Genomic DNA, 14,521 nt, shown 5'->3' on the forward strand with positions numbered 1-14,521 from the left:
CCTAGATCCCTGCCGGCCGGCGGAGATCCAGCGTCAGCGGGAACTCCTGCGACGGCGCCTCGACCGGCGGCAGCAGCGCACCACCGGTCATGCCGATCGATTCGAACCGCGCGAGCCGGCGCGCTTCCGCCTCGTAGGAGTTGACCGGGAAGGTCTCGTAGTTGCGGCCGCCGGGATGGGCGACGTGGTAGACGCAGCCGCCGAGCGAACGGCTCGACCAGGTATCGACGAGATCGAACACCAGCGGCGCATGCACCGGAATGGTCGGATGCAGGCCCGAGGCCGGCTGCCAGGCCTTGAAGCGCACGCCGGCGACGAAGCTGCCCGAGACGCCCGCGCTCGTCATCGGCATCCGGCGACCATTGCAGGCGACGGCGTAGCGGCGCGGGTCGAAACCGTCGACCTTCACCTGCATCCGCTCGACCGAGGAATCGACATAGCGGACCGTTCCACCGATCGCGCCCTCTTCGCCCAGAACATGCCAGGGCTCCAGCGCCTGCCGGAGTTCGAGCCGCACGCCCTGGCGCTCGATGACGCCGCAGAACGGGAAACGGAACTCGCGCTGCGCCTCGAACCAGACCGGATCGAAGGGATAGCCGGCATTGCGGAGGTCGGCGAGCACGTCGAGGAAATCGGCCCAGACGAAATGCGGCAGCATGAAGCGGTCATGCAGCTGCGTTCCCCAGCGGACCAGCGAGCCCTGCTGCGGCTGCCGCCAGAACCAGGAGATGAGCGCACGCAGCAGCAATTGCTGCGCGAGGCTCATCCGGTAGTCCGGTGGCATCTCGAAGGAGCGGAACTCGACGAGGCCGAGCCGGCCGGTCGGGCCGTCCGGCGAATAGAGCTTGTCGATGCAGATCTCGGCTCGGTGGGTGTTGCCGGTGACGTCGACGAGCAGGTTTCGGAACAGGCGGTCGACCAGCCAGGGCGGCGGCGGCGCACCCCAGCCCGGCGGCGACACCTTCGACATGGCGATCTCGAGCTCGTAGAGCTGGTCGTGCCGGGCCTCGTCGATGCGCGGCGCCTGGCTGGTCGGCCCGATGAAGAGGCCGGAGAACAGGTAGCTGAGCGAGGGGTGGCGCTGCCAGTAGAGCACGAGGCTCTTGAGGAGGTCGGGCCGGCGCAGGAAGGGGCTGTCGGCCGGATGGGCGCCGCCGACCACGACGTGGTTGCCGCCGCCGGTGCCGGTGTGGCGGCCGTCGGTCATGAACTTTTCGGTCCCGAGCCGCGCCTGCCGCGCGTCCTCGTAGAGATCGCGGGTGGTGGCGACGCATTGCGTCCAGTCGGCCGAGGGATGGATGTTGACCTCGATGACGCCGGGATCGGGCGTCACCTTGATGACGTCGAGGCGAGGATCGACCGGCGGCGGATAGCCCTCGACATGTACCTTGAGACCGAGCGCGGCCGCCGAAGCCTCGACCGAGGCGAGCAGCTCCAGATAGTCCTCCAGCCGCTCGGTCGGCGGCATGAACACGCAGAGCCGCCCGTCGCGCGGCTCGATCGACAGCGCCGTGCGCACCGCGCCGGTGCCGGTGAAATACTGGTCGACCTGCTCGGGCCGTTCCCGCTCGCGCGGCGACCGCGGCTGCGCAAGCTGCGCCGCGATCTCGTCCGGATCGGGCAGCGGCACGTTGATGGAGCCGGGATCGGCCTGGATGATGAAGGGATAGGACGAAGCCGGGACATAGGGCAGCGAGGACAGGGGCAGGCGGAAGCCGACCGGGCTGTCGCCGGGGACGAGGAAGATGCGGCCGCGGCGCAGCGGCCAGCGCTCCGAAGCCCAGCGGCGCCGCGCCCGCGCCTTGGACTGCCAGCGCTGGACGGGCAGCACATAGCCCGAGGGATCGGAGAGGCCGCGCTCGAAGACGCGCGCGATGCGGGCACGGGCCTCGGCGTCGTCGAGCTTCGAATCCGCAGCAGTCACGTTCTCCGGCAGCTCGGCCTCCTTGAGGATCCAGTGCGCCGGATCCTCATAGGCGGGAATAACGAATGCGCTCGGAATGCCGAGCCGCTCCGAGAGGTCTTCCAGCAGTTCGCGCGCATGTTCGGGCGTCGCGCTCTCCTGCGGCGCCTCGCCGGCGATGAGCGAGGGGTCCTGCCAGATCGGCTTGCCGTCCTTGCGCCAGTAGAGCGCGAAGGTCCATCGCGGCAGGCTCTCGCCTGGATACCATTTGCCCTGGCCGTAATGCAGGAAGCCGCCCGGCGCGAAGCGCTTCCTCAGCCGGCGGATGAGGTCGTCGGCGCGCTGGCGCTTGGTAGGGCCGACCGCGGCGGTGTTCCATTCGGCCGCCTGGTAGTCGTCGATGGAGACGAAGGTCGGTTCGCCGCCCATGGTGAGGCGGACATCGTTGGCCTTGAGCTCGGCATCGACCTGATGGCCGAGCGCATCCAGCGCCGCCCAGCTCTCGTCGGAAAAGGGCAGCGTGACGCGCGGCTGCTCGGCGATGCGGTCGACGCGCATCTCGAAGTCGAAGCTCGTCTCGGTCCCCGGCTCGGCCGAGAAGCCGCCGGTGATCGGCGCCGCCGAGCGGTAATGCGGCGTCGCGCAGAGCGGCAGATGCCCTTCGCCGGTGAAGAGGCCGGATGTCGGATCGAGGCCGATCCAGCCGGCGCCCGGCACATAGACCTCGGCCCAGGCATGGAGGTCGGTGAAATCGACCTCGGTGCCCGAGGGTCCGTCCAGCGCGGCGACATCGGGCTTCAGCTGGATCAGATAGCCGGAGACGAAGCGTGCGGCGAGGCCGAGATGGCGCAGCGCCTGCACCAGCAGCCAGCCGGAATCGCGGCAGGAGCCGGAGGCGTTGGCCAGCGTCTCCTCCGGCGTCTGGACGCCCGGCTCCATGCGGATCAGGTAGCGGATGTCCTGCTGCAGGCGGTGGTTGATCGCGACCAGGAAGTCGACGATCTGCATCGGCTCGCGCGAGATGGTCGAGAGGAAGCCGGAGAGCAGAGGCCCGGCCGGCTCGGGAACGAGATAGGCGGCGAGTTCCTCGGCCAGCGCCGGCTCGTAGGTGAAGGGGAAGGTCTCGGCATAGGGTTCGACGAAGAAATCGAACGGATTGTAGACCTCGAGCTCGGCGACGAGATCGACGGCGATCTCGAATTCGGTCGTCTTCTCCGGAAAGACGAGCCGCGCCTGCCAGTTGCCGTGCGGGTCCTGCTGCCAGTTGATGAAATGGCCTGCCGGCTTCACCGACAGCGAATAGCTCGGAACCTTGGTTCGGCAATGCGGCGCCGGGCGCAGGCGGACGACCTGCGGCCCGAGCGTGACCGGCTTGTCGTAGCTGTAGCGTGTGACGTGGCGAAGCGCTGCGAGGATCGACATCGGATCAGGGAAACCAGGTTGGAGCAGGCATGGGGCGGTGGTGCCGCCAGCCGGGACGCAACAAACGCGCCAGAGACGGTACCGCGCCGGCGGCGCCGTGCGAAGGACGGGAACGCGCCGTCCGTCTCATCCCTTCGCCACCGTGGAGCGGAACTTGGAGGCGAGATATTCGCCCGAGCCGACGGGGGGATATTTCGCCGCCTCGCCGGGCGAGAGGCAGGTAGGGATGCAGCTGATCGCGGCATCCCAGTTCGGCTGGTGGAAGAAGGCCATCGACTGGCGGCGCGTCGGACGGCCGGGCTGCGGCGGCGGCACGGCAACGCGGTGCAGCGTCGATTTCCAGCGGTCGTTGGTCCAGCGCTGCATCAGATCGCCGATATTGATGACGAAGCTGTCGGGCAGCGCCGGCACCTTCACCCAGGCTCCGTCGAGGCCGAGCACTTCGAGACCGCCGGGCGAATCTTCCTGCCTCAGGATCGTGAGCGAGCCGTAATCGGAATGAGCGCCCGCGCGGAGCTGGCCGGGCTCCGGCGGGGTATCCACCTCTGGATAGTTGAGCAGGCGCAGCGCGCTCGCCTCCCGGTCGATGAAGCGGTCGAAATAGGTCTCTTCGAGCGACAGCGCCCGCGCGAAAAGCCGCATCAGCCGGCCGGCCAGCGCCGACATCTCGGCGTAGTAGGCCATGACCGCGATGCGGAAGTCGTCGCCGCCGAGCGGCCAGGGATTGGCCGAGAACACGAAGGCCTCCGCGTCGTCGGCCGGCTTGTGGTCGAGACGGCGGAAGGCGGACGGACCGAAGGAGAAGGTTTCCTTGAGATCGGCCGGGCGCGCGTCACCGAGCGAGGCGGCCAGCGTCTCGCCCTTGACGGGGCTGTAGCCGTAGGGATAGCCCGGATAGGGCATCGCCGCCGTCATCTTCTCGGCGAGCGGACGGTCGAAATAGGCGCGCGCCGCGTTCCAGCCACGCTCCAGCGCGGCGGGGTCGACGCCATGCCCGGTGATCAGGAAGAAACCGGTATCCTCGCAGGTCCGGCCGATCGCTTCCGCGACGGCTTCGCTGCCGCGCGGATCGGCGAGGTCGATGAGAGGAATGGACGTCATGACGGGCCCCGACTTGATCTTGATCGTCGGGACAAGATTATGGACGTCGGCACGTCTTGGGAACTGCCAATCTGAGGTGCATGCACATGAATGAGGCAGCGTTGCCGCGGCGCATCGCGCTGATCGACGCCTGGCGCGGTGTCGCGCTCGTCGCGATGATGACCTATCACGGCGCGTGGGACCTCGCCTATCTGCATCTCGCGCGCATCGATCCATCGGGATCCATGCCCTGGCGCATCTATGCGCATGTGATCGCCGGCACCTTCCTGTTCCTCGCCGGCGTCAGCCTCGTCCTCGCGACCAGGAGCGGCTTTCGCCTCGAGCCCTATCTGAGGCGGCTCGGCATGATCGTCGCAGGCGCGGCGCTGGTCTCGGTCGCCACCTACTTCGCCATGCCGCAGGGCTGGGTCTATTTCGGCATCCTGCACCAGATCGCGCTGGCGAGCGTCATCGCCCTGCCCTTCCTGCGCCTGCCACCGCTCCTGACGCTCGTCGTTGCGGCGATCGTCGCCGCCCTGCCGCAGGTCTTCCGCTCGGAATTCTTCGATGTGCCGGCGCTGTGGTGGACCGGCCTCGCGCCGCTGCCGCACAATTCCTTCGATTATGTGCCGGTCTTCCCGTGGACGGCGGCGGTGCTCGCCGGCGTCGCCGCCGGCCGCCTCGCGGTGTCGCACGGGCTCGACCGCCGGCTCGCGGCGGCCTGGCAGCCGAAAGCATGGCCCGGCCGCCTCCTCGCCGTTGCCGGCCGCCACAGCCTCGCCGTCTATCTCGTCCACCAGCCGATCATCTTCGGCGCCCTGTTCCTTGTCGCGCAGGTGCTCGTCCCCGATGCGGCGGTCGACGGCGCGCGGGCGGACTGCGTCGATCGCTGCGTCGCCGCCCGCGCCGACGAGGTCGGTTGCCACGCCTATTGCCGCTGCATGTTCGAGGACATGGACAAGGCCGGGCTCATGCGGCCGATGCTCGACAACGCGCTGACGCCGGCCGACATGGACCGCGTGCGCGGCATGGCGCTCACCTGCACCGCGATGACGCTGCCTACGCCGGCGCCCGAGACGACCGCGCCGATGGAGCGCGGCGAGACGCCGCCTCCCTAGGAATCGCGCTTCGATCCATCCCCGTCATGCCCGGGACAGGCCCGGCCACGACGCTTGTTGGCGGCTTTGCGAAAGACGCATCCTGGATCGGACAAGGGCCGCAGCCCGACCCGCCTTACGGATCGATCACGCCCATCTTGAGGATGACATTGCCGTAGAGCCGGCGTTCGCCGGTGGCGATGATCGCGAAGGACTGCTTCGCGCGCTCGTAGAAGGCGAAGCGCTCGAGCTTCTGCAGCTTGTAGCCGGGATCGCGGCGGTCGATCACGTCCTGGAACAGCGCGCAGACCGGCGGGACCGCGTCGGGGTCGCCGACGACCTCCATGCGGATCGCCGTCTCGTCGGGCGCGAAGCGGTCGAGCGGCATCAGCGAGAGCACGGCGTCGGCGACGCGCACCGCATCGTGGCCGTCCATGCGGATCAGCCGCTTCGCCATGGCGACGGCGGGGAAGTTGGCGTCGACGATGGTGATCTCGTCGCCATGGCCCATGGCGCGGAGCGCATGGATGAGTTCGGGTCCGATGATCGGATCGATGCCGCGCAGCATGTGGGTCGTTCCTCCTGTCGTCGCCGGTGCGTTCGTTGCCCGGCCCTTCGTTGCGAGGCGCGGATGATCGGCGGGGCCGGGCATCGCGTCAACAAGCGCCGCGCCGTTTGAATCGCCGCCGCCTTCCGCTAAGACGTTTCTTTCCCGAGCCCGCAGGCGGAACGCCCGATGATCTCCCAGAAGGCCAAATATGCGTTCAAGGCGCTGCTGCATCTGGCGCGCCAGGAGAAGGGCGAGACGGTTCAGATCGACGACATCGCCCGCCAGGCGGGGGTGCCGCGCAAGTTCCTCGAACACATCCTGCTCGATCTCAAGCATCGCGGCATGATCGCGAGCAGGCGCGGCCGCGCGGGCGGCTATGTGCTGATTAAGGCGCCCGACGAGATCACCATCGGCCAGGTCCTGAGAGCAATCGACGGCCCCATCGCGCCGCTCGGCTGCATCTCGCGCACCGCCTATCAGCGCTGCGCAGACTGCGAGGACGAGGCGACCTGCGGCGTCCGCCGGCTGTTCGCCGGCCCCTACGCCGCGCAGCTTCTCCTCTTCGACGCGACGACGCTCGCGGACGCGCTGCGCGAGGAGTCCGGCCTCCTCGACGAACCGGACCCGGTTTCGGCCGAGGCTGGATTCTAGGAACGATTTTCCATTCCGCGGGTCGGCCAGGCGGCTCCGTTGGTTTGAATTTGTCGAGTTCCTATGTCGAGATAAGCCATCATCTCTCGAGGGAGACTTCGCATGGTGCCTTTCCAGACCTTCCGGTCCCGACCGATCGGCCGTCTCGCCGCGGGCGCTCTGTTCGCCGCGATGGCCTCCCTGCCGCTCGCCGCGGTCCCGGCCTTCGCGGATACCACACTGCTCAATGTCAGCTACGATCCGACCCGCGAACTCTACAAGGCCTATGACGAGGCCTTCTCCGCCTACTGGAAGGAGAAGACCGGCGAGACCGTCACGGTCGAGCAGTCGCATGGTGGCTCGGGCGCCCAGGCCCGCGCGGTGATCGACGGCCTCGACGCCGATGTCGTGACGCTGGCGCTCGCCGCCGACATCGACGCCATCGCCGCCAGGACGGACAAGATCCCGAAGAACTGGGCCACGCTGCTGCCCGACAACTCGACGCCCTACACGTCGACGATCGTCTTCCTGGTACGCAAGGGCAATCCGAAGGGCATCAAGGACTGGGACGACCTCGTGAAGGACGGCGTCCAGGTGATCACGCCCAACCCGAAGACATCGGGCGGCGCGCGCTGGAACTATCTCGCCGCCTGGGCCTATGCCAACGACAAGTTCGGCGGCGACGACGCCAAGATCCGCGACTTCGTCGGCAAGCTCTACAGGAACGTCCCGGTGCTCGATTCCGGCGCTCGCGGCTCGACGACGACCTTCGCCCAGCGCGGCATCGGCGACGTCTTGCTCGCCTGGGAGAACGAGGCCTTCCTGGCTCTCAACGAGCTCGGTCCCGACCAGTTCGAGATCGTGACGCCGTCGATCTCGGTAAAGGCCGAGCCGCCGGTGGCGCTCGTCAAAGGCAATGCCGACGCCAAAGGTACGACGGCCGTGGCGCAGGCCTATCTCGACTATCTCTACAGCGACGCGGCGCAGAAGATCATCGCGCACAACTACTATCGCCCGGTGAAGCCTGCTGCCGCCGATCCCGAGGACCTGAAGCGTTTCGCCGCGCTGAAGCTCGTCACCGTCGACGACCCGCAGTTCGGCGGCTGGGCCAAGGTGCAGCCGGCCCACTTCGCCGACGGCGGCATCTTCGACCAGATCTACAAGCCGGGCCAATAAGGCCGCGATGGCAGAGCCGCTCGCCCTCGGCCGCCGGCCGGGCGTCATTCCGGGCTTCGGGATGACGCTCGGCTTCACGCTGGCCTATCTGTCGCTGATCGTCCTCATCCCGCTCGCCGGTCTCGTCGTGCGCGCCGCGAGCCTCGGCTGGGCGGACTTCATGGCGATCGCGCTCGACCCGCGCACGCTGGCGGCGCTGCGGCTCTCGTTCGGCGTCTCGGCGATCGCGGCGCTCGTCAATGCCGTGTTCGGCCTCGTCGTCGCCTGGGTGCTGGTGCGCTACGACTTCCCCGGCAAGCGCATCATCGACGCCGTGGTCGACCTGCCCTTCGCACTGCCGACCGCAGTCGCCGGCATCGCCCTCACCGCCCTCTACGCGCCCAACGGCTGGATCGGGCAATATGCGGCGATGTTCGGCGTCAAGATCGCCTATACGCCGATCGGCATCTTCATCGCGCTGGTGTTCATCGGCATCCCCTTCATCGTCCGCACGGTCGAGCCGGTACTGGCCGATCTCGACCGCGAGATCGAGGAGATGGCCGCGACGCTCGGCGCCCGGCGCTGGACGACGGTGCGGCGGGTCGTGCTGCCGACGCTGGTGCCCGCGCTCCTCACCGGCTTCGCGCTCGCCTTTGCCCGCGCGGTCGGCGAATACGGCTCGGTGATCTTCATCGCCGGCAACATCCCCTATGTCTCGGAGATCGCGCCGCTCCTGATCGTCATCCGCCTCACCGAATTCAACTATGCGGCGGCGACGGGCGTCGCGACGATCATGCTGATCATCTCCTTCATCCTGCTCTTCGCCATCAACCTCATCCAGGCCTGGAGCCGCCGGAGGCTCGGATGACCGACATCGCCGCTCCCGCGCCGCGCCATGCAGCCCGCTTCCGCCCGGCCGCGACGGAAACGCCGCTCGTGCGCGTGTTGCTCACGATCGTCGCGCTCGCCTTTCTCGGGATCTTCCTGGTGCTGCCGCTGGTCAGCGTCTTCTACGAGGCGCTGAGCGCCGGCATCGGAGCCTTCATCAAGTCGCTCGGCGGCCGCGAGACGGCGAGTGCCGTCCGCCTCACGCTTCTCGTCGCCGCGATCTCGGTGCCGGCCAATCTCGTCTTCGGTCTCGCCGCGTCCTGGGCGATCGCCAAGTTCGAATTCCGCGGCAAGAGCCTGCTCATCACGCTGATCGACCTGCCCTTCTCCGTCTCCCCGGTCACCTCCGGCCTCATCTATGTGCTGATGTTCGGCGCGCAGGGCTATCTCGGGCCGCTGCTCGCCGAACACGGCATCAAGGTCATCTTCGCGGTGCCGGGAATCGTGCTGGCGACGATCTTCGTCACCTTTCCCTTCGTCGCCCGCGAGCTGATCCCGATCATGCAGGCGCAAGGGACGCAGGACGAGGAGGCGGCGCTGTCGCTCGGCGCCGGCGGCTGGCAGACCTTCTTCCGCGTGACGCTGCCCAACGTCAAATGGGCGCTGCTCTACGGCGTGCTGCTCTGCAACGCCCGTGCGATGGGCGAGTTCGGCGCGGTATCGGTCGTTTCCGGCCATATCCGCGGCCAGACCAACACCATGCCGCTGCAGGTCGAGATCCTGTACAATGAATACATGTACCGCGCGGCCTTCGCGGTTGCCTCGCTGCTGGCGCTGCTCGCGCTCGTGACCCTCATCGTCAAGTCGATCCTGGAATGGCGCTATGCCGACGAGATCGCCGCCACCCGCCGCCACTGAGGTGACACCCATGAACGCGCTCACCCAGCTCGAAGCGGAGACGTCGATCGCCCTCGGCGCGCCTGTGGACGTCACCATCGATGCCGTCGCCAAGGATTTCGGCGATTCGCCGGCCCTGTTCGGCGTGTCGCTCGACGTGCGCGCCGGCGAGCTGGTGGCGCTGCTCGGCCCGTCCGGCTCGGGCAAGACGACGCTGCTGCGCATCCTCGCCGGACTCGAGGCGCCGTCCTCCGGCCGCGTGCTCTTCGGCGGGGAGGATGCGCTCGGGCTACCCGTGCAGGACCGCAATATCGGGTTCGTCTTCCAGCACTACGCGCTCTTCCGCCACATGACGGTGTTCGACAACATCGCCTTCGGCCTCACCGTGCGGCCGCGCGGCTCCCGGCCGCCCAAGTCGGAAATCCGCCGCCGCGTGCTGCATCTCCTCGATCTCGTCCAGCTCACGGGGCTCGAGAAGCGCTATCCGACGCAGCTCTCTGGCGGCCAGCGGCAGCGCGTGGCGCTCGCCCGCGCGCTCGCCATCGAACCGCGGCTGCTGCTGCTCGACGAACCCTTCGGCGCGCTCGACGCGCAGGTGCGCAAGGATCTGCGCCGCTGGCTGCGCGAGATCCACGACCGCACCGGCCACACGACCTTCTTCGTGACCCACGACCAGGAAGAGGCGCTGGAACTCGCCGACCGTGTCGTCGTCATGTCGAAGGGCCGGATCGAGCAGGTCGGCTCCGCCGACGACATCTATGACCGGCCGGCCAGCCCCTTCGTCTTTTCCTTCATCGGCGAATCAACGCTGCTGCCGGTGGTGATCGAGGACGGCGCGGTGACGTTCAGCGGCGATCCGACCGGGCTCGCCGTGAACGAGGCGGAGCGGCGCGAGGCGGTGCTCGGCTTCCGGCCGCATGACGTGACGCTGGTCGAGGACGGCGCCCCTGCGATCCGCGGCCGGATCGTCGCGACGCGGCGCCATGGCGGCCGGCGTCGGCTGGAGCTGCAGGTCGGGCCGGATCACCTCAGGGCCGAGATCGATGTCGAGGTCGGCGACGAGCGGCCGCTCGGCACGCTGATCGGCTTCAGGCCGGAGCGTTGGCGGATCTTCCCGGCCTAGGGCGGGCCGGCGCCGACCGCATGCAGGCCGGCGCCGTGGCGCGCAAGCCAGGCCTTGGCGGCGTCCATGCCGGGGCAGAGCGCGCGGACGAGCTTCCAGAAGCGCGGCGAATGGTTCATCTCGCGCAGATGCGCGACTTCATGCGCGACGAGATAGTCGAGCACCGAAGGCGGCGCCATGACCACGCGCCAGGAATAGGAAATCGTGCCGCTGGTCGAGCAGGAGCCCCAGCGGCTCGCCGGGTCGCCGAGCCTGATGGCCTTGACGCGCACGCCGAGCGCCGCGGCATGGCGCGCCGTCGCCGCCTCGAAATCGGCGCGCGCCTCGCGCTTCAGGAAGTCGATCACGCGGCGCTGGAGATGACCGGCGTCGCCCGGCACGAGGAGCGTCGCCCCATTATCGCCTCCCTCGCCCTCGACATGGACGAGACCGCGGCCACCGACATGGCGGATCGCGTGCGGAACGCCGCGCAGCGGCACGCTGCCGCCATCGGCGAGCGGCTTCGCCTCGGGCAGCGCGTCGAGCCGCGCCTTGAGCCAGCCGCTATGCCGCTCGAGGAAGCGCTTCGCCTCGGCGAGGCTGCCCCGCGCGGGAATGGTCATCACCGGCTCGCGGACCGAACCGGCGACGCGCAGCGTGTAGCGGCTCGCGCGCGCGCTCCAGTTCAGCACCACGCGGACCGCGGCGCCGTCGATGGTTACCTGGCAGTGGTCGGGACGCGCGGCGCCGGCGGCGAGCCGCGGCGGCTGGCGCGAGAAGAATCCCATGCTGCTCCTTCGTGTCCGCCGATTCGCCGATGTTATCCTCGCATGAAAAAGGCCGGGCATCGCTGCCCGGCCCACATCATCGCCGTCGGTTCCGGTTCAGAGATCGATCACCGGGCCGTCATTGCCGCCACCCTGGCCGGTCTGCGGCTTGCGGGCGCGGTCGCGATCGGACTTGAAACGATCGAACTCCTCCTGGTCGCGGGCGCGGCGCAGGTTCTGCACGAAGGTCTCGAACTCCGCGCGCTCCTCGTCGAGGCGGCGGCGCTCTTCCTCGAGACGCTTCAGCTCGGCGTCACGATAGGCGTCGAAGGCCGAGTTGCCGCTCTGCCAGCCGCGCTGCTCGTACCGGCGCGACCCGCAGCCGCCGAACGAGCGGCGGAAGTCGTCGCGTACGCCCGCCGCACTGCGGCGAAACTCCGGAATCCGGTCGCCCCAGATGATGTAGGCGAGCATGGCGAGACCGAGCGGCCAGAACACGACGAAGCCGAGGACCATCAGCGCGATGGTGAGCGGCGTCCAGCCCGGACGCAGGGCCTGAGTGTTGGTCATGGATCCTTCCTTCCGTAATCCCCAACGCAAACGGAAGTGGGAAGGGGATGCCCCCCGTTCAAGCAAAATCGGACGGCCGCCACCCCAGGGCCGTCCGATTCCGTTTCAGCCGCCGCGCGCGGCTCTCCTCACGCCTCGATCTCCAGCATCCGGCGGCCGCGGCGTCGGCGGCGCACGGGTCGCGGCACCAGGGCGACGAAGGTCACGACCGCCGCCGCGAAGGTGATGCCGCCCGCAATCAGCATGGTGAGGCGGAAGGCAGTGCCATAGGCGGCGGCGAAGGCCGGCGCCGGGAGGTGCGGCGCCATGCGGGCCGCCTCTTCGAAGGAACCGCTCGCGACGGCGAGCGCGAGCTCGTCCATCGTCCCGATTCCCGCCGCCGGCAGCGCGCCCGCCACGAAGGCGGCGAGCACGGCGCCGACGACCGCGACCGCGACCGTCTCGCCGGCGACGCGCATTGTGCCGAAGATGCCGGTCGCCATGCCGGCGCGCTCCTTGGGAACGACGGAGATGGCGAGATCGTCCATCAGGCCCCAGGGAATGCCGGCGCCGATGCCGGCCAGTGCCAGCGGTGCCATGAAGGCGAGCGGCGCGGCACCTGGCGGGATGGCCGCCAGCCAGACGATGCCCGCCGCCGAGACGAGCAGGCCCCCCGAGGCCAGCAGGCCGGCCGGGATGCGGCGGGCGAGATGGGCCGCGAGGAAGGGCACGATCGCGATCGGCGCCGACAGCGGCAGGAGCATCAGCCCGGCCTGCAACTCGCTCATTCCCTCGACCCGCACGAAGCGGATCGGCAGCAGGAAGAGCGGCACGACGAAGGAATAGGCGACCGCAACCGGCAGCGCCTGGATTCCGACGAAGCGGGCATAGGTGAAGAGCGACAGGTCCAGCATCGGCCGCGCGACGAGACGCTCGATGGTGATGAAGGCGACGAAGAGGAGGCCCGCGGCCGCGAAGAGGCCGATCACCAGCGGGTGGCCCCAGCCGAAGGACGGCCCTTCGCTGATGGCGAAGATCAGCGACACCAGCATCGCGGTGAAGCTCGCGGCGCCGAGCGCGTCGATCCGCGTCGCGTCCGGATCGCGCGTTTCGGACAGGCGTGGCGCTCCGACCGCGAGGATGAACACGCCGGCCGCCGCGGTGGCGAAGAAGATGGCGCGCCAGCCGAGCGTCGCGATGAGCCCGCCGGCGATGATCGGCCCGAAGGCGATGCCGATGCCGAAGCCGGAGCCGATCAGCCCGAGCGCCCGCGTGCGCGCCGGTCCCTCGAACTCCTGCGCCAGCGCCGCGAAGCCGGCCGACAGCGCGATGGCACCAGAGACGCCCTGCACGCCGCGCAGGAGATCGAGCACGAGCACGCTCGGCGCGAAGCCGATGGCCAGCGAGGCGATCGTGAAGCCAGCCATGCCGATCTTGAACATGCGCTTGCGGCCAAACTGGTCGGCGAGCGCCCCGCCCAGCATGACGCTGGAGCCGACGGCGAGCATGAAGCCCGAGACGATCCAGGTCAGCGCGGCGACGCTGCCGCCGAGATCGGCGCCGATCGCGGGGATCGCCACCGCCGGGCCGGTGAAGGAGATGGGAATGGTGACGGCGACGAGGAAGATGGCCGCGAGAACGAGCGACTTCTTCCGCGCCGCATCGGGAGATGCGTCGGTCATGGCTTGTCTTTCCGAACTGTCTGAGCCCGCCGCTCGGCGCGGGGGGGGCGATCGAGGGCGCGAAGCGTGCGGCGGGAGAGGGCGCCGCACGCTTCGACGGCGGCCGGCCGCCACCGCCGATCCCGTTCTGTAGGGATCGCTACGGAAATAATAGGTCCTTGATTCCGACCGTCAAGCGTTTAATTTAGTGATCGATACAGAAATATCGGCGCGGCTCGACCGGACCGATAGCGAGGATGGCAGCCATGGGTGCGCGCGGCAGGCCGCGCGGTTTCGACCGCGCAGCGGCGCTGGAAAAGGCGATGGAGGTGTTCTGGGCGCGCGGCTATGCCGGGGCGTCGATGGCGGAGCTGACCGAGGCGATGGGCATCAACCCGCCGAGTCTCTATGCCGCCTTCGGATCCAAGGAAGAGCTGTTCAAGGAGGCCGTCGGCCTCTACGCCGCGACGGACGACGGCTGCACGCTCACCATGCTGGAAGGCGATCTGTCGACCCGCGACTCGATCGCGGCGATGCTAATGGCCAGCGCCCGCTCCTGCATGCGGCCCGACAAGCCGTCCGGCTGCTTCCTGATGCTCGGCGCCACCAATGGCGGACCGGACACGGATGCGGCGCAGGCCTATCTCTGCGACCGCCGCCGCGACATGGCCGTCCGCATCCGGGCTCGCCTCGCGCGCGGCATCGCCGATGGCGAACTGCCGCCCGGCCTCGACCTCGACCGCGTCACCGCCTATTTCGCGACCGTCATCAAGGGCATGTCGATCGAGGCGCGCGACGGCGCCGACATGGAGACCCTGGCCGGCGTGGCGCGAAGCGCCATGCTCGGCTGGGACGCGATCACATCGACGCAGGCCTGACG

The 14,521-nt window shown here is 69.0% G+C and carries 13 protein-coding genes; 7 read left to right on the top strand and 6 right to left on the bottom strand.

The genetic code is table 11. The annotated features are described in order from the left end of the window. Position 1: 1 nt before the first annotated feature. Complete coding sequence (locus tag QO015_RS11450) at positions 2 to 3,325, bottom strand: transglutaminase family protein (RefSeq protein WP_266279321.1); 3,324 nt, start codon at positions 3,323 to 3,325, stop codon at positions 2 to 4. Positions 3,326 to 3,451: 126 nt separating this feature from the next. Continuing rightward, positions 3,452 to 4,426, bottom strand: coding sequence for an isopenicillin N synthase family dioxygenase (locus QO015_RS11455; protein WP_266279320.1), 975 nt, complete (start codon positions 4,424 to 4,426; stop codon positions 3,452 to 3,454). Positions 4,427 to 4,512: 86 nt separating this feature from the next. Between QO015_RS11455 and QO015_RS11460 the strand changes: the two genes are divergently transcribed. Beyond that, the gene (locus QO015_RS11460; RefSeq protein ID WP_266279319.1) at positions 4,513 to 5,523 is read left to right on the top strand and encodes an acetyltransferase domain-containing protein; all 1,011 of its coding nucleotides are present in this window, start codon (positions 4,513 to 4,515) and stop codon (positions 5,521 to 5,523) included. 115 nt (positions 5,524 to 5,638) lie between these two features. Here the strand turns inward: QO015_RS11460 and QO015_RS11465 are convergent, their stop codons facing one another. After that, positions 5,639 to 6,070 carry an RbsD/FucU family protein gene (locus tag QO015_RS11465; RefSeq protein ID WP_266279318.1) on the bottom strand — a complete coding sequence of 144 codons (432 nt, stop codon included), beginning with the start codon at positions 6,068 to 6,070 and terminating at the stop codon, positions 5,639 to 5,641. Positions 6,071 to 6,238: 168 nt separating this feature from the next. Here QO015_RS11465 and QO015_RS11470 point away from each other — a divergent pair, with 168 nt between their 5' ends. The 5 genes from QO015_RS11470 to QO015_RS11490 all read left to right on the top strand — a co-directional run bounded on the left by QO015_RS11470 (position 6,239) and on the right by QO015_RS11490 (position 10,685). Further along, on the top strand, positions 6,239 to 6,703 hold the full coding sequence (locus QO015_RS11470) for an RrF2 family transcriptional regulator (protein ID WP_266279317.1): 465 nt from the start codon (positions 6,239 to 6,241) through the stop codon (positions 6,701 to 6,703). Positions 6,704 to 6,805: 102 nt separating this feature from the next. Further along, complete coding sequence (locus tag QO015_RS11475; protein ID WP_370877414.1) at positions 6,806 to 7,858, top strand: sulfate ABC transporter substrate-binding protein; 1,053 nt, start codon at positions 6,806 to 6,808, stop codon at positions 7,856 to 7,858. A gap of 7 nt (positions 7,859 to 7,865) precedes the next feature. Beyond that, positions 7,866 to 8,705, top strand: coding sequence for a sulfate ABC transporter permease subunit CysT (cysT, locus tag QO015_RS11480; RefSeq protein WP_266279316.1), 840 nt, complete (start codon positions 7,866 to 7,868; stop codon positions 8,703 to 8,705). Further along, a complete protein-coding gene (cysW, locus tag QO015_RS11485; protein ID WP_266279314.1) occupies positions 8,702 to 9,583 on the top strand; it encodes a sulfate ABC transporter permease subunit CysW in 882 nt (293 codons plus the stop codon). The genes cysT and cysW overlap by 4 nt, the downstream gene beginning before the upstream one ends. A 64-nt stretch (positions 9,584 to 9,647) precedes the next feature. Beyond that, positions 9,648 to 10,685: a sulfate/molybdate ABC transporter ATP-binding protein gene (locus QO015_RS11490; protein ID WP_266282363.1), complete on the top strand. Its 1,038-nt coding sequence runs from the start codon at positions 9,648 to 9,650 to the stop codon at positions 10,683 to 10,685. Here QO015_RS11490 and QO015_RS11495 read toward each other — a convergent pair. The 3 genes from QO015_RS11495 to QO015_RS11505 form a co-directional block, all read right to left on the bottom strand. Continuing rightward, entirely contained in the window at positions 10,682 to 11,452 is a 771-nt protein-coding gene (locus QO015_RS11495; protein ID WP_266279313.1) for a M48 family metallopeptidase, read from the bottom strand. The two genes, QO015_RS11490 and QO015_RS11495, sit on opposite strands and share 4 nt — an antisense overlap. Positions 11,453 to 11,548: 96 nt before the next feature. Next, positions 11,549 to 12,001, bottom strand: a complete 453-nt coding sequence (locus QO015_RS11500; protein ID WP_266279312.1) for a DUF2852 domain-containing protein — start codon at positions 11,999 to 12,001, stop codon at positions 11,549 to 11,551. A gap of 128 nt (positions 12,002 to 12,129) precedes the next feature. Further along, positions 12,130 to 13,662, bottom strand: coding sequence for an MFS transporter (locus QO015_RS11505; RefSeq protein ID WP_266279310.1), 1,533 nt, complete (start codon positions 13,660 to 13,662; stop codon positions 12,130 to 12,132). Positions 13,663 to 13,907: 245 nt separating this feature from the next. Between QO015_RS11505 and QO015_RS11510 the strand changes: the two genes are divergently transcribed. Further along, positions 13,908 to 14,519 (top strand): TetR/AcrR family transcriptional regulator, encoded by a 612-nt coding sequence (locus QO015_RS11510; protein WP_266279309.1) that lies wholly within the window; start codon positions 13,908 to 13,910, stop codon positions 14,517 to 14,519. Positions 14,520 to 14,521: the final 2 nt, after the last annotated feature.

Origin of the sequence: Kaistia geumhonensis (genome assembly GCF_030815145.1) — a bacterium.
GTDB lineage: Bacteria > Pseudomonadota > Alphaproteobacteria > Rhizobiales > Kaistiaceae > Kaistia > Kaistia geumhonensis.